This is a genomic window from Streptomyces sp. AV19 (genome assembly GCF_015999245.1).
Lineage (GTDB): Bacteria > Actinomycetota > Actinomycetes > Streptomycetales > Streptomycetaceae > Streptomyces.
Window position 1 is genome coordinate 864,193 of the sequence record NZ_JAEAMR010000003.1, and the last position, 17,426, is coordinate 881,618.

General features: G+C 71.4%; 19 protein-coding genes. 10 read left to right on the top strand and 9 right to left on the bottom strand.

Features of this window, described 5'->3' with window-relative positions:
• Nucleotides 1-149 precede the first annotated feature (149 nt).
• Complete coding sequence (locus tag I5Q34_RS04030) at nucleotides 150-380, top strand: DUF2277 domain-containing protein (RefSeq protein WP_199890654.1); 231 nt, start codon at nucleotides 150-152, stop codon at nucleotides 378-380.
• Nucleotides 381-398: 18 nt separating this feature from the next.
• Here I5Q34_RS04030 and I5Q34_RS04035 read toward each other — a convergent pair whose 3' ends face one another.
• The 3 genes from I5Q34_RS04035 to I5Q34_RS04045 all read right to left on the bottom strand — a co-directional run bounded on the left by I5Q34_RS04035 (nucleotide 399) and on the right by I5Q34_RS04045 (nucleotide 4,446).
• Complete coding sequence (locus tag I5Q34_RS04035; RefSeq protein ID WP_199890655.1) at nucleotides 399-2,153, bottom strand: NAD+ synthase; 1,755 nt, start codon at nucleotides 2,151-2,153, stop codon at nucleotides 399-401.
• Between the two features lie 257 nt (nucleotides 2,154-2,410).
• Nucleotides 2,411-3,985, bottom strand: coding sequence for a multicopper oxidase family protein (locus tag I5Q34_RS04040; RefSeq protein WP_199890656.1), 1,575 nt, complete (start codon nucleotides 3,983-3,985; stop codon nucleotides 2,411-2,413).
• A gap of 56 nt (nucleotides 3,986-4,041) precedes the next feature.
• Entirely contained in the window at nucleotides 4,042-4,446 is a 405-nt protein-coding gene (locus I5Q34_RS04045; RefSeq protein ID WP_199890657.1) for a DUF6153 family protein, read from the bottom strand.
• Nucleotides 4,447-4,607: 161 nt separating this feature from the next.
• Between I5Q34_RS04045 and I5Q34_RS04050 the strand changes: the two genes are divergently transcribed.
• Both I5Q34_RS04050 and I5Q34_RS04055 read left to right on the top strand, forming a co-directional pair.
• The gene (locus tag I5Q34_RS04050) at nucleotides 4,608-6,083 is read left to right on the top strand and encodes an APC family permease (RefSeq protein WP_199890658.1); all 1,476 of its coding nucleotides are present in this window, start codon (nucleotides 4,608-4,610) and stop codon (nucleotides 6,081-6,083) included.
• A gap of 27 nt (nucleotides 6,084-6,110) precedes the next feature.
• Complete coding sequence (locus tag I5Q34_RS04055) at nucleotides 6,111-6,992, top strand: alpha/beta fold hydrolase (protein ID WP_199890659.1); 882 nt, start codon at nucleotides 6,111-6,113, stop codon at nucleotides 6,990-6,992.
• A 10-nt stretch (nucleotides 6,993-7,002) separates the two neighbouring features.
• Here I5Q34_RS04055 and I5Q34_RS04060 read toward each other — a convergent pair whose 3' ends face one another.
• Complete coding sequence (locus I5Q34_RS04060; RefSeq protein WP_199890660.1) at nucleotides 7,003-7,923, bottom strand: hypothetical protein; 921 nt, start codon at nucleotides 7,921-7,923, stop codon at nucleotides 7,003-7,005.
• 272 nt (nucleotides 7,924-8,195) lie between these two features.
• Here I5Q34_RS04060 and I5Q34_RS04065 point away from each other — a divergent pair, with 272 nt between their 5' ends.
• The 4 genes from I5Q34_RS04065 to I5Q34_RS04080 are packed head-to-tail and all read left to right on the top strand — an operon-like array spanning nucleotide 8,196 to nucleotide 10,139.
• The gene (locus I5Q34_RS04065) at nucleotides 8,196-8,441 is read left to right on the top strand and encodes a hypothetical protein (RefSeq protein ID WP_199890661.1); all 246 of its coding nucleotides are present in this window, start codon (nucleotides 8,196-8,198) and stop codon (nucleotides 8,439-8,441) included.
• On the top strand, nucleotides 8,410-8,937 hold the full coding sequence (locus I5Q34_RS04070) for a DUF6879 family protein (protein ID WP_199890662.1): 528 nt from the start codon (nucleotides 8,410-8,412) through the stop codon (nucleotides 8,935-8,937). Before I5Q34_RS04065 ends, I5Q34_RS04070 begins: the two co-directional genes overlap by 32 nt.
• Nucleotides 8,938-8,958: 21 nt before the next feature.
• Nucleotides 8,959-9,810, top strand: a complete 852-nt coding sequence (locus I5Q34_RS04075) for a helix-turn-helix transcriptional regulator (protein WP_199890663.1) — start codon at nucleotides 8,959-8,961, stop codon at nucleotides 9,808-9,810.
• Nucleotides 9,811-9,869: 59 nt separating this feature from the next.
• Nucleotides 9,870-10,139: a hypothetical protein gene (locus I5Q34_RS04080; protein ID WP_199890664.1), complete on the top strand. Its 270-nt coding sequence runs from the start codon at nucleotides 9,870-9,872 to the stop codon at nucleotides 10,137-10,139.
• A gap of 300 nt (nucleotides 10,140-10,439) precedes the next feature.
• On the opposite strand, the gene I5Q34_RS04085 is transcribed toward I5Q34_RS04080, so the two are convergent.
• The 3 genes from I5Q34_RS04085 to I5Q34_RS04095 all read right to left on the bottom strand — a co-directional run bounded on the left by I5Q34_RS04085 (nucleotide 10,440) and on the right by I5Q34_RS04095 (nucleotide 12,775).
• Nucleotides 10,440-10,640 (bottom strand): hypothetical protein, encoded by a 201-nt coding sequence (locus tag I5Q34_RS04085; RefSeq protein WP_199890665.1) that lies wholly within the window; start codon nucleotides 10,638-10,640, stop codon nucleotides 10,440-10,442.
• Nucleotides 10,641-10,990: 350 nt separating this feature from the next.
• Nucleotides 10,991-11,431, bottom strand: coding sequence for a GNAT family N-acetyltransferase (locus I5Q34_RS04090; protein WP_199890666.1), 441 nt, complete (start codon nucleotides 11,429-11,431; stop codon nucleotides 10,991-10,993).
• Between the two features lie 369 nt (nucleotides 11,432-11,800).
• On the bottom strand, nucleotides 11,801-12,775 hold the full coding sequence (locus I5Q34_RS04095; RefSeq protein ID WP_199890667.1) for a PHB depolymerase family esterase: 975 nt from the start codon (nucleotides 12,773-12,775) through the stop codon (nucleotides 11,801-11,803).
• Nucleotides 12,776-12,910: 135 nt separating this feature from the next.
• Between I5Q34_RS04095 and I5Q34_RS04100 the strand changes: the two genes are divergently transcribed.
• The 3 genes from I5Q34_RS04100 (at nucleotide 12,911) to I5Q34_RS35715 (ending at nucleotide 15,210) form a co-directional block, all read left to right on the top strand.
• A complete protein-coding gene (locus tag I5Q34_RS04100) occupies nucleotides 12,911-13,513 on the top strand; it encodes a TetR/AcrR family transcriptional regulator (RefSeq protein WP_199890668.1) in 603 nt (200 codons plus the stop codon).
• A 339-nt stretch (nucleotides 13,514-13,852) separates the two neighbouring features.
• A complete protein-coding gene (locus I5Q34_RS04105; protein ID WP_199890669.1) occupies nucleotides 13,853-14,992 on the top strand; it encodes a Fic family protein in 1,140 nt (379 codons plus the stop codon).
• A 41-nt stretch (nucleotides 14,993-15,033) separates the two neighbouring features.
• Nucleotides 15,034-15,210, top strand: a complete 177-nt coding sequence (locus I5Q34_RS35715) for a VOC family protein (RefSeq protein ID WP_199890670.1) — start codon at nucleotides 15,034-15,036, stop codon at nucleotides 15,208-15,210.
• A 78-nt stretch (nucleotides 15,211-15,288) separates the two neighbouring features.
• Here I5Q34_RS35715 and I5Q34_RS04115 read toward each other — a convergent pair whose 3' ends face one another.
• Together I5Q34_RS04115 and I5Q34_RS04120 are read right to left on the bottom strand one after the other, a co-directional pair.
• The gene (locus I5Q34_RS04115; RefSeq protein WP_199890671.1) at nucleotides 15,289-16,503 is read right to left on the bottom strand and encodes a glycosyltransferase; all 1,215 of its coding nucleotides are present in this window, start codon (nucleotides 16,501-16,503) and stop codon (nucleotides 15,289-15,291) included.
• Nucleotides 16,500-17,282: a MerR family transcriptional regulator gene (locus I5Q34_RS04120; protein ID WP_199890853.1), complete on the bottom strand. Its 783-nt coding sequence runs from the start codon at nucleotides 17,280-17,282 to the stop codon at nucleotides 16,500-16,502. Before I5Q34_RS04120 ends, I5Q34_RS04115 begins: the two co-directional genes overlap by 4 nt.
• Nucleotides 17,283-17,426: the final 144 nt, after the last annotated feature.

The following is a 17,426-nucleotide window of genomic DNA, read 5'->3' on the forward strand; positions in this document are numbered from 1 at the left end:
GGGTGCCCCCTCTGGGGGGCACCCCGTTTCACCGTTTCTCCCGGGGCTCCGCCCCGGGACCCGGGTGAGGCTGTGCCCGTGGCCCCACGCGGGGCTGCCCCCCCCGGCCCTCACCACGCGGGGCTGCCCCCCCGGCGCACACTGGACATATGTGCCGCAGCATCAAGACCCTCAGGCCGCCGGTCACCGAGGCCCCGACCGGGGACGACATCCGTGCGGCCGCCCTTCAGTACGTCCGCAAGGTGTCGGGCTTCCACGCGCCGGCCGCGCACAACCAGGCCGTCTTCGACGAGGCGGTGGACGCGGTGGCCGGGGCGACGGAGAGGCTGCTGGAGGGGCTGGTCGTGCGGGGCGGCGGGCGGTCGCCGCAGGGGCGGTAGCGGGCGGCGGTCCGCGGGTCAGCCCCGCTCGCGCCACCGGTTCGTGATCGGCAGGCGGCGGTCCTTGCCGAAGCCCTTGGGCGAGATCTTCGTGCCCGGGGGGTACTGGCGGCGCTTGTACTCGGCCGTGTCCACCAGGCGCAGCACGCGGGTCACCAGCTCCGGGTCGAAGCCCTCCGCCACGATCTCCGCGAGGCCGCGGTCGCGGTCCACGTAGAGCTCCAGGAGGCGGTCGAGGACGTCGTAGTCCGGGAGCGAATCCGTGTCGACCTGTCCCGGCCGCAGCTCCGCGCTCGGCGGCTTGGTGATGGAGTTCTCCGGGATGGGCGCGGTCTCGCCACGTTCCTCCGCGGCGCGGTTGCGCCACCTCGCGAGGCGGAAGATGCCGGTCTTGTAGACATCCTTGATCGGGCCGTACGCGCCGACCGAGTCGCCGTACAGGGTCGAATAGCCGCACGCCAGCTCGGACTTGTTGCCCGGGGCGAGGACGATGTGGCCCTCCTGGTTGGAGATCGCCATCAGCATCGTGCCGCGCAGCCGCGACTGGAGGTTCTCCTCCGCGAGGCCGGTCAGCCCGAGCGCGCCCATGTAGGCGTCGAACATCGGGGCGATGGGTTGGGTGCGGAAGTTCAGGCCGGTGCGCCGGGCGAGTTCCTCGGCGTCCGCGATCGAGTGCTCCGAGGAGTAGCGGGACGGCATGGCCACGCCGTACACGTTCTCCGCGCCGACCGCGTCGCAGGCGATCGCGGCGACGAGCGCCGAGTCGATGCCGCCGGAGAGCCCGATCAGGACGCTGCGGAAGCCGTTCTTGGCGGCGTACGCACGCAGGCCCGTCACCAGGGCCCGGTAGACCTCCGCGTCGTCGTCGAGGTGCTCGGCGACGGTTCCCGGGAAGGCCGGCTCGTAGGCCGGGACCGGGTCGGCTTCGATCGTGACGTGGTCGATGCGCAGGCCGTCGTCCACGATGCCGGACGGGGCGGTGGCGGGGGCCGCCGGCAGGTCCAGGTCGAGGACGAGGCAGCGCTCCTCGAACTGCGGGGCCCGGGCGATCACCCGGCCGTCGCGGTCGACGACGATCGAGTCGCCGTCGAAGACCAGCTCGTCCTGGCCGCCGGTCATGGCCAGGTACGCGGTGGTGCAGCCGGCCTCCTGGGCGCGCTTGCGGACCAGCTCCAGGCGGGTGTCGTCCTTCTCGCGCTCGTACGGCGAGGCGTTGACGGAGACCAGCAGCCCGGCGCCGGCGGCGCGGGCGGCGGGGACGCGGCCGCCCTCCTGCCACAGGTCCTCGCAGATGGCGAGGGCGACGTCCACGCCGCGGACGCGGACGACGGGCATGGTGTCGCCCGGGACGAAGTACCGGAACTCGTCGAACACGCCGTAGTTGGGGAGGTGGTGCTTGGCGAACGTGAGCACGGCCGTGCCGCGGTGCAGGACGGCGGCGGCGTTCAGGGGCGCCCCGGCCGGCCGCCCGAGCCGGGGCTCGGCGGCGTCGGAACGGTCGAGGTAGCCGACGACGACGGGGAGCTCGCCCAGCCCTTCGTCCCGGAGGCGCGCGGCCAGCGCGTGCAGGGCGTCGCGGCCGGCCTCGACGAAGGAGCGGCGCAGGGCCAGGTCCTCGACGGGGTAGCCGGTGAGCGCCATCTCGGGGAAGACGGCGAGGTGGGCGCCCTGCGCGGCGGAGTGGCGGGTCCAGCGGAGGACCGACTCGGCGTTGGCGGCGAGGTCGCCGACGGTGGAGTCGATCTGGTTCAGGGCGAGACGTAGTTGGGCCACGTTCGTCAGAGTAACCGTCGCTTTGACGCGATGGCGGTGTGTGGGGTCCAGGGGGCGGAGCCCCCGGCGGGGTGCAGGGGCGGAGCCCCGCCGGCCCGGGGTGCAGGGGGCGCAGCCCCCGCCTGTCGCGGTGCAGGGCTCCGCTCCGCCCCGCCTCACCGCGCGGAGCGCGGTGCCGGGCCGAGGGGGCGGAGCCCCCGGGAGAAACGGTGAAAGGGCGGGGCCGGGGCGGAATCCCCCGGCCCCGCACCCCGCTCCTACCGGCGGTACCCGACCAACGTCATCATCCCGCTCTCCGCGTGGTACACGTTGTGGCAGTGGAGCATCCACACCCCAGGATTGTCCGCATCGAAGTCCACCTCCAGTCGCTTCCCCGGCAGCACGATCGCCGTGTCCTTCCGCGGCCCCCCGCCCGGCAGGGCGAACGTGTGGCCGTGCAGGTGCATCGGATGCCACATCCCCGTCCGGTTGACGAACGCGAGCCGCACCCGCTCGCCCGCCTTCACCGGGTAGCGCTCCGACGCCTTGTACCGGCGCCCGTTGATCGCCCAGTCGTACTTCGTCATCGAGCCGGTCAGCTCGAACACCAGCGTCCGGTCCGGCCGCCGCGACGGCAGCGCCACCGCGTCGTCCGCCCGCAGGCGGTCCGCCGTGAGCGGGGCGGACTCCAGCTCCTTCGGGCGGACGTCCGCGTCCGGCGCGGAGCCGCCGCCCGTGCGCAGCAGCGCCAGCGCCGTCCGCTTCTTGCCCTCCGCGAGCGCGGTCAGCGGGAAGACGCCGTCCCCGGCGGTGACCAGCACGTCGTACCGCTCGCCCATGCCCAGCAGCAGCGAGTCCGTCTCCGCGTGCCGCACGGGGAAGCCGTCGGTGTGCGTGACGGTCATGCGGTGACCGCCCAGCGCCACGCGGAACGCCGTGTCGCCGCCCGCGTTGACGAACCGGACGCGGATCCGGTCGCCGGGCTTGGCCGTGAAGGTCTCCGGCGCGTCGGGGGTGCGGCCGTTGACCAGGTAGTACGGGTAGGCGACATCGCCCGCGTCACCGCCCAGGACGGGGCTGGTGGCGCCCATCAGCATCCGGGAGGGGCCGTCGGAGGACGCGGACGTCGCGGACGTCATCGACATGTGGTGCATGCCGCCCATGCCCCCGCCTCCGCCCCCGCCCATGTCGTGGTCCATGCCGCTCATGCCCTTGGCCAGCTCCGCCATCACCGCGTCCGGCGTGCTGCCGTCCACCCCGTCCACCCAGTCGTCCAGGACGACGACCCACTCCTTGTCGTACTTCAGCGGCTCCTTCGGGTCCTCGACGATCAGCGGCGCGTACAGCCCCCGGTCCTGCTGCACGCCCGAGTGCGGATGGAACCAGTACGTGCCGGGGTGGGTGACCGCGAAGCGGTAGTCGAACGCCGCGCCCGGGGCTATCGGCCGCTGCGTGATGCCCGGGACGCCGTCCATGTCGTTGCGGAGCGCGAGGCCGTGCCAGTGCAGGGACGTCGCCTGCGGAAGGTGGTTGGCGAGGCGGAGCGCGAGCGTGTCGCCCGCGGTGACGCGGACCTCCTTGCCCGGCAGGGCGTCGCCGTACGCCCAGCTGGTGACCTTGCGGCCGCCCAGGTCGAGCTCGGTGCGGGCGGCGGTCAGTTTCACCTCGCGGACCGGTCCGGGCTTGCGCCGGGCCTCGGCCGCGGCGACCTCCTTGCCGTCCGGCTCGATGTACGTGGCGGCGGGGGACGGGCCGCCGCTCTCGGGAGAAGCGTCCGAACAGGCGGCGAGCAGGCCGCCGGTGGCCGTGGCGAGGCCGGCGCCGAGCACGGCGCGGCGCGTGGTTGTGCGCATGAGTGGGTGCACCTCAGTGGTGTCGGTGTGAGTACGGGTACGAGCGCGGGGCGCTCCTACACGCGCAGCACCGACAACCGGGCGAGGGCCTTGTGCCGCGGCGGCGGGGGCTGGGGCCGCAGGGCGTGCGCGAACCGGGCGCGCACGGCGGCCACGACGGCCGCACCGGCCGGGCGCCGCAGCAGACGCAGGGCCAGCAGCAGGACCACCGTCCAGCCCGCGCCGAGCACGGCGAGGCAGACGGACATGGGGTCCAGGGCGGGGCGGTGCTCGTGCGACGGCGAGGGGGACGGCGGGGGAGCGGTCGCGTGATGGGGCTGCGCCTGGACCGTGGGTTCGGCCGGTGCGCCGTGGCCGCCCGTCGGATGCCCCAGTGTGTGCATCGTCACGATGCCCAGCAGCAGCGCCGCGAACAGCAGCAGACGGCCGCACCACGTGCCGGCCTTCCCCCGTCCGCGCATCACGAGCCTCCCGAGCCCCTCCCGTTCTCCGCCGCACCTTACCCCCTCGGGGTATGCGCGCCGCCGGGGCCCCGGGCGGCGGATGTGCGCCGGGGGTCCTCCGTGGCCGATGATGGGGCGAATCGATCGACTGCTTGGCCCGAAGGACGCTCTTCCCCCTCATGACCCTCACGGAACAGACCGGGGACGAACGTCCCGCCGCCACGCGCCCATCGGATGCCGCCCCGGCCGCCCAACAGGCCGTACCCCAGCAGCAGTTCATCTCCTGGGCGACGCTCGCCCTGATGACCACCGCCTCCGTGGCGAACCTGCGGCCCGCCCCGTCCATGGCCCTCTACGGCCTGGCCGCGGTCTTCCTCTACCTCCTCCCCGCCGTCGTCTTCCTCCTGCCGACCGCCCTGGTCTCCGCCGAGCTCGCCTCCGGCTGGACCGGCGGGATCTACCGGTGGGTCAGCGAGGGGCTCTCCAAGCCGCTGGGCTTCCTCGCCGTGTGGTGCCAGTTCGCGATGACGATCGCGTACTACCCGAGCCTGCTCGCCTACGTGGCCAGTACGTTCGCGTACGTCATCGACCCGTCTCTCGCGAACAACGGGCTCTACGTCGCCGTCGTCATCGTCGTCGTCTACTGGGCGGGCGTGCTGATCTCCGCGCGCGGCACCAAGGCGGTGGCCGGGCTCTCCAGCCTGGGCCTGGTGATCGGCACGCTGATCCCCGGCGTCGTCCTCGTCGTCCTCGGCCTGGTCTTCCTCGCCCAGGGCAACCCCTCCGCCGCGCCCATGGACTCCGGCCACGTCCTGCCGCCATGGACCGGACCGGCCAGCCTCGTGCTGATCGTCGGCAACTTCCTGTCCTACGCGGGCATGGAGATGAACGGCGTCCACGTCTCGTCGCTGCGCGAGCCCGGGCGGCAGTTCCCGCGCTCGGTCTTCCTGGCCACCGGGCTCGTCCTGCTGATCTTCATCCTGCCCGCGCTGGCCATCAGCTGGGTCATGCCGGGCGAGGACCTGAGCCTCACGGCCGGGGTGATGCAGGCGTTCCAGGGCTTCTTCGACCACTTCCACGTGGGCTGGCTCACCAAGGTCGTCGGCATCATGCTCGTCACCGCCGCGCTCGGCGGCATGCTCGCCTGGCTGGCCGGGCCGTCCCGCGGGCTGCTGATGGTCGCCCGGCAGGAGGGCTACCTGCCGCCCGTCCTGCAGAAGCTCAACAAGCACGGCGTGCAGCAGAACATCATGGTCGCGCAGGGCGTCCTCACCACGCTGATCGCGCTGGCCTACGCCTTCCTGCCGGACGTCTCCAGCGCGTACTGGATCTTCTCCGTCATCACCACGCAGGTCTACCTGGTGGTCTACCTGCTGATGTTCGCGGCGGCGGTGCGGCTGCGCCGTCTCCAGCCGGGGCGGGAGCGCGGCTTCCGGGTCCCGGCGCTGTACGCGGTCGCGGGCATCGGCTTCGTCTCCTCGCTGGCGGCCATGGGCATCGGCTTCGTGCCGCCGGAGCAGTTCGGCGGGCAGTCGCCGTGGCGCTACCTCATGATCGTCGGCGGCGGGCTGCTGACGCTGGGCTTCCTCGCGCCGCTGGCCTTCCTGAAGTTCCGCAAGCCGCACTGGGTGGCTCCGGAGCACCGGTCCGGCTGACCCGCCCGTCCAGGTACGGTCGGTCGTATGACTGCCGTACAACGCCCGCCGGGCCGGATGATCCGGGTCGGCGGCGTGCCGCTCCACGTGCTGTGCGAGGGCTCCGGGCCGGTGTGCGTCCTGAGCCCCGGGCTGGGGATGGGCTGGTTCGACTGGGACCCGGTCGTGCCGCTGCTCGCGCCGCACCGCACGGTCGTCCGCTTCGACCGGCCCGGGCTCGGCTTCAGCGCGCCCGCCGCCGAGCCGCCGACCGCCGCCGCGGAGGCGGCGCGGATCGCCGGCGTCCTCGACGCGCTCGGCCTCGGCGGGCCCGCGACGGTGGTCGGCCACTCGCTGGCCGGGTTCCACGCGGAGGCGTTCGCCCGGCTGCACCCCGAGCGGACCGCCGGACTCGTCCTCGTCGACGCCAGCGTCGAGGAGAACGCCCGCGCCATGCCGGCGCGGGCGCTGCGCACCGCCGCCGCACGGGCCCGCGGCCGGGCCTACGCGGCCGCCGGCCTGCCGCGCGCCCTCGGCCCGGCGCTGCGACGGCTGACCGTCCGGGCGTCCTCGGTGCAGGGCACCGACCCCGTCCCGGACGAACTCGTGCGCCGCACCTACGGAACGGGCCGCGTGGCCCGGGCCCTGCTGATGGAGAACGCGCGCTACTGGGACGTGGCGGCGGAGATCACCGACCTGCGCTCGTCGCTCCCCCTCCCCCCGGTGCCGGTCACGGTGCTCGCGGCGGCGACGGGCAGCGGCTCGTGGCTGGAGCGCCGCCGCCTCCAACGCCAGCGGGCGCTGGCGGAGTTGCTCGACGGCCGCTTCGAGGCGGTGGCCCCGGCGGGGCACCTGGTGATGTACGACCGGCCGGGCGTGGTGGCGGGGGCGGTGCTGGCGGTGCCGCCGGGGGTGGGGGTGCGGGCGTAGCGTCCGCCGGTCAGGTTCCGCGCAGCGCGGCCCGGGCTGCGGCGGCGCCGCGCAGGGCGGCGGTGTGGGCTCCGCGTGTGGCCCCTTCCGCCTGCTCGACGCGGCAGTCGCGGCACAGCACTTCGTCGCCCACAGGCGGGAACAGGTACGGCTGCAGGTGGTCGCCCCGGCACTCGCGCAGCTGCGCGACGCGGGGTTCCGGCGGGGCGGCCGGGCGCCGGGCGGGAGGCGCCTCGGGGAGTTTGCGCAGCAGCCGGTCGCGGATGAGCGCGGCCGCGTGATGGACGGGCTCCGGCAGCCCGCTCGTCAACTCCTCCCGCAGCTCGCGCCCGCTGACCCCGCGCAGCAGCCAGTCCGCCGCGAACGGGGTGAGCTCCTCGATTTCCCGTCCGGTCAGCCGCAGGTGGCGCTCCCGGTGGGAGAGGGAAGCGAGCACCAAGGCCCCTTGCCCGACGAGTTCGTCCGGCAGGAACTCGCGCGGCGTCGGCGTCGGCGCCGGGCAGGGCGGAGGGGACGTGTTGCTGTCCATGTTCTCCTTTGGGTGACCACCGACGGGCCGGGGACCCGGCTCACCGACGGCCGGTTTCGGGGTGGTCGGTGTCGGGCGGCCGTTCCTGATGGCCCGCGCCTCCTCCGCGGTGAGCGGCTCCGCGGAGACCAACTGCGTGGTCACCCACCGCCCGTCGGGGCCCTGGCTGCGCCACTCGTGTGCGTAACCCTCTTGTTTCAGCAGCGCCTTGGCCCGCTGGAAGGCGGCGTTCTTGATCCCGGCCCGGCGGGCGGCCTCGGAGAACGACACCTGCGCGGTGTCGGCGAGGGACAGTAGCCAGAGGAGGAGGCACTTGGCGTCCGAGGACAGGCACGGGTGACGGATGATGTCGTTCGAGACTTGCGTGAATCGGCGCACGGGCGCGATAACATGACGCAGCATCCCAGGGTCTCCTTAGGGTTTAAGACCTCGGCGGTGTAGGCCCCTGCGGTGTCCTGCCAGACACGTGGGGGCCGCTTCGTTTTCGATGTGCTGTGGCGCCGAGAGTACAGGCAATGGCATGAAGCCATTGGGGAGTTGGGTGTGTTCCGGGCCGGAGGGGCTCGTCTTCTGGTGTGTGCGCCCCTGAACCAGGAACGCGCTCTTGACTGCGCCGATATGAAGGGCAGAAGGTCCTGCAACCAAGCGCAACTGGCTCTAGGCGGGAGGCAGTCATGGCACTGCGGTTCATCGCGAAGGACCCCAACAGCCAGACCGGGCAGAGTCCGACCGCGTGGGTGGACGACGCCAACGCGGACATGGTGTTCCAGGGATGGAAGGCCGACAAGGCGACCCAGGACGAGTGCGGGCAGGCCGGACCGATCCCTGACCATGAGGCAGTGATCCGTATCCCGGCACGTATGGTGCCGGCGATCGGGAAGGCATGTGATGTGGCAGAGCAACGTGCCCGGCTTCAATGAGCTGCTGGAGTCCGCACGGCAGTCGGCCGTCCACCTGGAGATGCGGGACTCCTACGGGGTGGGTGAGGAAGCCGCCGACTTCGAGCGGTGGAAGGTGACGGGGGTGCAGAACCTCGACCCCGAGTCGGACCACTGGAAGCCGTGGCTCGACCTCATCAGTGGGACTGTGGCCCGGGGCGTCGTGGTGCGGCGGGCCCGGATCGTCTCCGAACCGGTCACCGACTACATCCGCTTCGAGCACGCCAGCACCTTCCTGACCGAACAAGCCGGGGAGGAGTCGCGCTGGTTGACGCGGAGCAAGGCGTCGGATATCGCCCTGCCCGGCAACGACTTCTGGCTCATCGACAGCAAGGCGGTTCGCTTCAATCTGTTCTCCGGCGACGGAGCGGGTCTGGAGGGCCAGTACACCGGGGACCCGGCCGTGGCACGTCTGTGCGCGACCGCGTTCGAGGCGGTGTGGGAACGTGCCGTCCCGTACGGGGAATTCAAGGTCTGACGTACGAGAGCGCGCCACCTCATGCCCACGCACACGCCGTCGTCCGCCGTCCAGGCCGCCCGGGAAGCCCTCGCGGAGCGGCTGGTCGACCTCCGCAGGAACGCCGGTCTGCAGGCGCGTGAGGTGGCCGCTCTGTGCGGCTGGCACAAGTCGAAGGTCTCGCGGCTGGAGAACGCCCGCACGCCGCCTTCGGACGACGATATCCGCCGGTGGTGCCGGGCCTGCGGTGCTGAGGAGCACCTCGACGATCTGATCGCGGCGACCAGGTCCGCCGAGTCCATGTACGTCGAGTGGAAGCGGCTCCAGCGCAGCGGCCTGCGGCAGCTCCAGGAGGAGATCGCCCCGCTGTTCGACCGGACTCGCTTGTTCCGCGTGTACTGCGCGCACCCCGTACCCGGCCTCCTCCAGACCCACGGCTACGCGGCGGCCATGCTGAAGATGTACGGCGCCTTCCACGGGACGAAGCCGGACTTCGAGGAGGCCGCGGCCGCCCGCGTCCACCGCTCGCGCGTGATCCACGGGCCGGGTCGCCGCGCCGTGCTCCTCGTGGAGGAGGCAGCGCTGTATCACCAGGTCGGAAGCCCGTCGGTCATGGCAGGCCAGCTCGGATACCTGCTGGAGGTCATGTCGCTGCCGTCCGTCTCCCTGGGAGTCATCCCGTTCCGGGGCGAGCGGGACATGTGGGCGGTCGAGACGTTCGGTGTCTACGATGACCGCCAGGTCGGGGTCGAGTTGCTGACGGCACGGGTCACTGTGACTTCCCCGAGCGAGGTGCGAATGTACCTCCGAGCTTTCGAAAGACTGCGGCACATGGCGGTCTACGGCCTGGAGGCGCGGTCGCGCATCACTGCCGCGATCGATGCCCTCGAATAGGCCCGCAACTTTGTAGAACTTCATTGAACCTGGGATGCGGCCCTCCGTAGCTTCTGCTCATGACTCCGGACACCGAAGCAGCCGCCCAGCAAGCCGACGCCTTCATGGCGGGGAAGCGGAGGGCGGACGACATCGCGTTCATGCTGGGCCAGGTGCTCAGGACGATGGGCATCACGGTGGGCGACCGCGAGTCGTGGCCCCAGCTGACGGGACGCGCCTCCCTGGCAGGTACTCCGTACGTCTACCTGGGCACGGTGCCCCTGCCCACGGCCCAGAAGCTGGCGAACGCCCTGGTCTATGCCGAGTCGGCCCGGCGGGCGCATGCGTAGAGCACGAGAGCACGCCCACTGGTTACTGCAGAAGGGCCGAGCAAGTATGACTCCACGTGGTGACTCTCGAGGCTCGCTTGAGTGGTGTGTTGTTGCCTCTTTGGTCGGAGCACAGGATCAGACGAAGGCCGTGTTCACGTCCGGGGAATCCTCGGACGAACGATCATGTTCGAGGGCGTCGTTCGAGGAAAGGGCGAGCCGATCTACGGCAACGTCAGGCGACGCTGCCGACAGCCAGGTACCCGGTTGTGCTGGACAGCTCAAGCACAGCACTCCGAGCCAGGCAGCCCGTAGCGGTCATCAAGATTGGCGCTGCGAGCGCCGCGCCGCTGGGAAAGTGACACCGAGGACCCCGCCTGCGCCACTGCCGACCACCAGGCCGATCGCCATGTTGTCGAAGACAGTCAGCCCGAGCACGAGTCCGACCGTGATGCCGATCAGCATGCCTACAACAAGCCCTGTGCTGATGGACGGTACTCCGACGTCCTCGTTGTTCGTCACACGATCATTGTGCCGAACGGGCCTTCGGAGACGAGATCCGATACGGCCAACCTTTGAAGTAGGCGCCAGACCAAGCACAAGCTGAACGGACAGTCCCGGCCTCGGCTGACGGCAGTTCCGCGAGCGTGACAACCTGCGCGGCGCCGATAAGCGCACCTGCAGGGACGAAAGGCCGTGTGTACGGGACGAGATCACCGCGGTCGACGGGAGGCATACAGCCCCGGCCGACTGACCCTCCTGCACTGAGGCCCGCCGGTAGAGCCCCCTGGCGTGTATCCGGTCAGCCGCCACGGCCGGCGCCTGAGCCTGCGCGAACTCGCCGACGACGACGTGGACGCCGTCCTCGTGATCTATGGGCAGAGGTAGAAGAGTTCGGGATCTCCCTCGTCGAGACCGTGGAGCAGGCCGACCGCGTGCCAGCCGGCGCGTTGCAGAAGTTGCTGCATGGGAATGTTCGAGACGTTGGTCGAGGTGAACAGCCGCGTGGTGGTGCACGTGGTCTCGGCGGCCCCGAGGAGACGTGCACCTACGCCTTGTCTGCGGGCATTGGCGGCGACCATCAGCACGGTGACGAAGCCATGCCCGAAGAAGCTGTACTCCAGCACGCCGTACCCCATAGGCCCCGACGGTCCCTGGGCCATCAGGACCGAACCCTGTTCGCACCAGCGCCGGATGCTGTCCCGCCGTGCGTGGTCGCCCGATGCCGCGACGGAATCGATCTCGGCCAACGCGGCCCAGTCCGATGGGGTCGCACGGTTCACCCGGAACTCGCTGAGGTTTTCGGCATCCATGCGATGCATCGTGGCAGCGCGTGGCGAGCTCGCCCACTGGTTTCGGTGGCGCTTGGGTCCCTTGGGGCGGTGGGTGGCGGCTCGGCTGTACGCGTCGCCATGTCCGGAGCGGTCAGGCCCGCGCGGCCGTTCCGGAGGATGCCGCACATGCCTGCGCGGCGCAGTGCGGTGATGAAGTGGTCGTTGAACCTTGGATTACGGGCGTTTTGGGTGTGATACCCGGCCGTTCACGCCATCGTGCACACCCAAAACGCCCGCTATCCGCACCCGACGGGGACCGGGTTGTCCGGGGAGTCGTCGGCGACGACGGCACGGCGAGCGGCCCCTTCACCGCGGATTTCCGCCCCGTCGGCCGTGAGGCTCTTCTGGTCACCGCCCTGTGTGCCGGGTGCGGTGCGCGGCGAAGAAGTCCCAGATCACCTGGGTGGCGTTGATGTCGCGGTTGGTGGCGCCGAGGACGCGGGCGGGCAGGCCGGCGGTGGCACCGGGCCACGTGTGGCCGCCGCCCTTCACCGTGTAGAGGACGGTGTCGTTGTCTCCGGTGCACTGCCCTGCGGTGCTGCGGGTGACGGTGCTGCCGTCGTCGCTGTCGGTGTCGGGGAGTTGACTGGTGACGGTCGGGCCGGTGCAGCCGTTGCGCTGCTGCCAGAAGTCGAAGGTGTCGCGGGCCGAGAGCATCCGGGCTTCGGTCTTCCCGTTGTTGGCACCGCCGTCGAACGGCACGATCGGGTCGGCCGTGCCGTTGATCATCAGGACCGGGACGGACTTGGCCTGGGCGCACATGTCCTTCATCGTGGTGGTGTGCTGGGCGACGACCGTGGCGATGCCCGCGATCTTGTCCCCGAGCCGGCAGGCGGCCTGGAAGGTGCCGACCCCGCCCCGGGACGCGCCGGCGGCGAACACCTGCTCGGGGTCGACCTTGTACTCGTCCACCACGTCGTCGATCAGCCGGTCCAGGAACGCGACGTCCAGGTCTCCGCCCTTCCGGCTCTTCCTGCCCTCGTAGCCGTCGGGGTAGACGGCGACGAAGCCCTGCGCGTCGGCCAGGGCGTTGAGTCCGAGCGACCGCGAGAACTGGGCGGCATTGCCGCCCATCCCGTGCGTGGCGATCACCAGGGGCAGCCCCTTGCTGCCGCGGCCTTCGGGCACGTGCACGAGGTAGTCGCCGGTGCGCCCGTTCACCTTCAGGGTCCTGGTGCGGTCCCCGGGCGAGGGAGTGGCGGCGCGTGCCGGGCGCGGACCGGCGTCATCGGGCAGGGCCGCGACCGTGACGACGGCGACGGCACAGGCGGTGACCACGGCCACCCCTGCCAGGGCGGCCTTGCGACGGAACGACAGGGGCATGGCGCGACTCCGAGTTGGTAGCGTTTCGCTAGTAACGGAGATCGTAGCCATCGTCCCTGAGAGAAGCCTTAACGCGCGTTCCCGCTGGTTACAGTGATCGGACAGCCCGCGATGCCGCGATTCCAGGGAGGCCCAGTGGCCGACGAGCCAGTCCCCAAGCCGCGGCGCAAGCGGGACCGCGCCGCGACCGAGGCCGCGCTCCTCGACGCGGCGGTACGGCTGCTGCGGCGGGACGGCGTGCTGGCCGGGCTCAACCTGCAGGAAGTCGCCGCCGAGGCGGGGGTCAACCGGGGGCAGATCTACCAGATCTACGGCAGCCGCCAGGCCCTGCTGCGAGCCGCGCTCGGACGACTGGCCAACGCGGGCGAGGGCCAGGGCCGTGACCACTTCGCCAAGCCGTTTCCGCGACGGGCGCGCCCCGCGCTGCGCTGGACGGTACGCCGCTCACTGATGGCCAAGCTCGGCGCGCTCCTCGCGCTGGACGGCGACGAGGAGTTCCATCCGCTTCCCGCCGCCGTCCACACCCGGCAGGCACTGGCCAGGGACGTCGCCGACGGCGTGCTGCCACCCGGCTTCGACGGGGAGGCCGCGCACATTCTGAACATGTCGGCGGCGCTGGGTTACGCGGTCTTCCGCGAGGCGTTCGCCCGCGACATGGGCATCCCGCTCGACGAACTCGACGAACGCGTCCTCGCCGTCCACCGAGACCTCATCGACAGGGCCTTCCCCGAGCGGTGACCCCACCGGAGCGCGGCCCCTCCGTAAGAACCGCGCCACATTGGCGCATGAAGGAAGGGCCTCTTGGCGGCTCGGGGTCGCGATCCCGACCGGGCGGGATCAGGTCGAGTCGGTCATGCGGACGGACCGGAGCCACCGCTTCAACCGCCTTCAGGACCTGCCCCGGGCCGTCCTCCGTCGCCATCCGGCGGGCCGCCGCCCGGGCAATGTTCGCGTACCACGACTCGTTCACCACGTGCCGTAGCGCGTCGCTCAGGCGCTCGGCTGTCAGGGACGTGATCGCCCCCGCCTCCTCCGCGGTGGTCGAAGGGAATGATATGCAGTGGGTATCATTGATGCATGCTGTACGAGACGCCGCGCCTCGAGCCGGTCGACGTTGAGGTCCTGGAGCAGGTCAACGCCATGCGGGACCAGCTGCGCCATGCCGTGCAGCAGGTCCCGATGAAATGGACCCAGGACCTGCGCAAAGCGCTGACGGCGAGCGCGATCGCGGCGTCGAACACTATTGAGGGCTACCGGGTCGACGCCAAGGACGTCGCGGACCTGATGGACGGCGAGCGCGAGGTCGAGGCGAGCGAGGAGAACAAGACGGAGACCCTGGCCTACCAGCAGGCCATGACCTACATCCAGTCCCTCCACGACGTCACCGACTTCCGCTACAGCAAGGAACTGCTCAACGCCCTGCACTGGATGCTCCAGGGCCACCACCACCCGATCAAGACCGCCGGCCAGTGGCGCAAGACGCACGTCCGCATCACGGCCCCCGGCGACGAGCTCGCCACCGACTACGAAGGGCCGGACCAGGAGCTGGTCCCCGGCCTGATGAGCGAGCTGGTCGACTGGCTCAACGAGGGCGACCTCGACCACCACGTGCTGATCCGGGCCGCCATGGCGCACCTGAACCTGGTGAAGATCCACCCGTGGTCCGACGGCAACGGCCGGATGTCCCGCTCGCTTCAGACGCTGCTCATCGCCCGCGGTGGTGTCCTGGCCCCGGAGTTCTCCTCGATCGAGGAGTGGCTGGGCATGCCGGGCAACACCTGGGAGTACTACAAGGTGCTGCGCGAGGTCGGCGGCCCCGTCTGGTCGCCCGAGCGCGACACGCTGCCGTGGATCAAGTTCAACCTCCTCGCCTACCACCAGCAGGCCCAGCGGGTGCAGCGCCGTGTCGACCGCTCGAACGAGTGCTGGATGCAGCTGATGGACGCCGCCGAGGCCGGCGGGGTCACGGAGCGGCAGGTGACGGCCCTGCACGAGGTGGCGATGACGGGCCGGGTCCGGCGCTCGCGCTACGAGAAGGCCGAGGGGATCAACACCCAGCAGGCGACGCGGGACATGCAGGCCCTGACCCGCGCCGGGCTGCTGACCGCGGTGGGACAGACCAAGGGCCGCTATTACGTGGCCGGGCCGGCGTTCCCGAAGAACGTGCTGGCCACCGCACAGCGACCCCACACCATCATCAACCCCTACGCCGCGTAGCACTCGGCTGACGGAGTCGGGGCCGCGCCCCTTACTGGGTTGTGCCGCTTCGACGGGACGTCAGGGGTGTTGGCCATGGCGGTGCCGACGGGCGGTGGGTTGCGATCATTGACGCCGTCCGGTGGCTGACTGCTGCTGGGGTGACGGTGTTGCGGGAGGCCCAGGGCCGTCATGTCGTGATGGCCGACCCTGAGGGACATGAGTTCTGCGTCTGCTGAGTCGGTTGGCTTCGCCGGGGAGTGGGAGCTCTTGAAGCGGCCTGGGTGCTGGCCCCGGTCCTGTCGGCGCGGATCGGTTCAGTCGCGCCGGTGGACGGCATCGATCGCCTTCACGACCTGTCCCGCCCCGTCCTCCGACGCCATCCGCCGGGCTGCAGTCTGGGCCGCGTTCGCGTACGACGGTTCGTTCAGGACGTGCCGTAGCGCGTCGCTCAGGCGCTCGGCGGTGAGGGCCGCGAACGGGATGGGCCTCGGCGCTGTGCCCAGTGCGGTCAGGCGGGTGGCCCAGAAGGGCTGGTCCGCTGTGAAGGGGACGGGGACCGACGGGACGCCCGCGCGCAGTGTCGCCGCCGTGGTGCCCGCGCCCGCGTGGTGGACGACGGCTGCCAGGCGGGGGAAGAGGGCGGAGTGCGGGAGGTCGTCGATGGTCAGGACGTCGTCGTCCGAGGCGGTCAGGCCCGCGCGGCCCGTCTGGAGGATGCCGCGTACGCCCGCGCGGCGCAGCGCGGTCACCGCGAGAGTGCTCAGGTGCTCCGCGTCGTCCGCCGGCATGCTGCCGAAGCCGATGAGGACGGGGGGTGGGCCGGAGGCCAGGAAGTCCTCCACTTCGGGGGGCAGAGGGGCGTTCGCGGTGTGGGGCCACCAGTTGCCGGTGATCGTCAGGGTCTCGCGCCAGTCGGACGGGCGTGGGACGAGGACCTCGCTGAAGCCGTGCAGGATCGGCCAGTTCGTTGCTTGCCGGCGGCGGCGGATCGTTCCGGGGGCGGCGGGGGGAAGGCCGAGATCCGTTCGCAGGTCCCGTACGGCTTCGGCGAAGATGCGGTCCGCTATGCGCAGGGACAGTCGGCCCAGGGCCCGGTTGCCGAAGTGGCCCAGTGAGCGGGTTCCGCCGATCACCGGTGGGAACGCGCCGGTCGGCTCGGTGGGGACGAGGTACGCGCCCATGCTCGGGACGCCCGTCGCCTCGGTGAGGTGCCAGCCCAGTGGGGCCGTGGTGGTGGAGAGCAGGAGCAGTTCGGTGTCGTCCGCCAGTGCGTCCTTCATGCCCGTGGCCAGGCGTCGCGTGAACGCTGCTGCTGTGCGCATGAGTTCGCGCTTCGTGCGGGCCGGGCCCGCGCCGCGAGGGTCGGCGGGCAGGGGCCGGAACTCCAGGCCCGCCTCCCGTACGAGCGGGGCGAAGACCTCGCCCGTGGCGAGGGTGACGTGATGGCCGGCGGCGGTCAGGCGGGCGCCGAGGCCGGTGTACGGGGCGACGTCGCCGCGCGAACCGGCGGCGGTGATCAGGATCTTCATCGTTCGCCGCCTCCCCTGCGGGCCGCGTTCGCGTGGACTGCTGTGCGCAGCCACTCCGCCAGACCCTGGCGCTGCTCCGACGGCGGGATCAGCAGGGCGAACGCGCGCGGGTCGGCCGCGAAGTCGTCGGCGACGCGGATGTGCATGGCGGGTGGGCAGGGGGTGAACCAGTGCGTCAGGTGGGCGCGGTGCTCCTCGGCCAGCTCCAGCGCCCGTTCGCCGTCGGCCGGTTCCCCCGCGTCGAAGGCGGCCAGCGCGCGGGCGCGCCACTCGGCGGCCTCGGCCATGAGCTGCTGCCAGTCCTCCTTGGTGTGCGCGGCCGCGCTCGCGAGTGCCTGGCGGTGGCCGTCGCTGTCGTGCCATTTGACGGCGGCCTCGGTCGCGTAGCTGAGGTCGAAGGTGATCTCGCCGAACACGTCGAAGCGTTCGCGGGGAGTGAGCGGGACGCCGGTGTCCTGGACCTCCATGGCGTGCTCGGCGACCTCGACGAGGCGTTGGAGCTTGGCGATCTGCTCGCTGAGCAGTTTGTGCCGGGCGCGGAGCTGGTCGAGGGCGTTGGCCTGCGGGTCCTCCAGGATGGCCTGGATCTCGTCCAGGGAGAACTCCAGCTCCCGGTAGAAGAGGATCTGCTGGAGGCGGGCCAGGTCGGCGTCGCTGTAGAGGCGGTAGCCGGCGGGGCTGCGTTCGCTGGGGGTGAGGAGGCCGGTGCGGTCGTAGTGGTGGAGGGTGCGCACGGTGATGCCGGCGAAGCCGGAGACTTGTCCGACGGTGTACGTCACGGTGTACGTCATGGGGGGTGCCTTTCGTCGGGCCTACCTTGCGGCCTGACGTCGGGGGAGGGTCAAGGGGGGCCTTGGGGGCGGGGGGATTTGCCCCCGGCCCGCCCTTTCACCGTTTCTTCCGGGGCTCCGCCCCTCGGCCCG

Excerpts from the sequence above, each read along its gene's own strand:
- I5Q34_RS04045 (WP_199890657.1), bottom strand. The coding sequence starts at position 4,446 with ATGCGCGGACGGGGGAAGGCCGGCACGTGGTGCGGCCGTCTGCTGCTG.
- I5Q34_RS04080 (WP_199890664.1), top strand. The coding sequence starts at position 9,870 with ATGACTCCGGACACCGAAGCAGCCGCCCAGCAAGCCGACGCCTTCATG.
- I5Q34_RS04115 (WP_199890671.1), bottom strand. The coding sequence starts at position 16,503 with ATGAAGATCCTGATCACCGCCGCCGGTTCGCGCGGCGACGTCGCCCCG.
- I5Q34_RS04070 (WP_199890662.1), top strand. The coding sequence starts at position 8,410 with ATGTGGCAGAGCAACGTGCCCGGCTTCAATGAGCTGCTGGAGTCCGCA.
- I5Q34_RS04095 (WP_199890667.1), bottom strand. The coding sequence starts at position 12,775 with ATGCCCCTGTCGTTCCGTCGCAAGGCCGCCCTGGCAGGGGTGGCCGTG.
- I5Q34_RS04050 (WP_199890658.1), top strand. The coding sequence starts at position 4,608 with ATGACCCTCACGGAACAGACCGGGGACGAACGTCCCGCCGCCACGCGC.
- I5Q34_RS04065 (WP_199890661.1), top strand. The coding sequence starts at position 8,196 with ATGGCACTGCGGTTCATCGCGAAGGACCCCAACAGCCAGACCGGGCAG.
- I5Q34_RS04060 (WP_199890660.1), bottom strand. The coding sequence starts at position 7,923 with ATGCTGCGTCATGTTATCGCGCCCGTGCGCCGATTCACGCAAGTCTCG.
- I5Q34_RS04105 (WP_199890669.1), top strand. The coding sequence starts at position 13,853 with ATGCTGTACGAGACGCCGCGCCTCGAGCCGGTCGACGTTGAGGTCCTG.
- I5Q34_RS04090 (WP_199890666.1), bottom strand. The coding sequence starts at position 11,431 with ATGGATGCCGAAAACCTCAGCGAGTTCCGGGTGAACCGTGCGACCCCA.
- I5Q34_RS04055 (WP_199890659.1), top strand. The coding sequence starts at position 6,111 with ATGACTGCCGTACAACGCCCGCCGGGCCGGATGATCCGGGTCGGCGGC.
- I5Q34_RS04075 (WP_199890663.1), top strand. The coding sequence starts at position 8,959 with ATGCCCACGCACACGCCGTCGTCCGCCGTCCAGGCCGCCCGGGAAGCC.
- I5Q34_RS04040 (WP_199890656.1), bottom strand. The coding sequence starts at position 3,985 with ATGCGCACAACCACGCGCCGCGCCGTGCTCGGCGCCGGCCTCGCCACG.
- I5Q34_RS04030 (WP_199890654.1), top strand. The coding sequence starts at position 150 with ATGTGCCGCAGCATCAAGACCCTCAGGCCGCCGGTCACCGAGGCCCCG.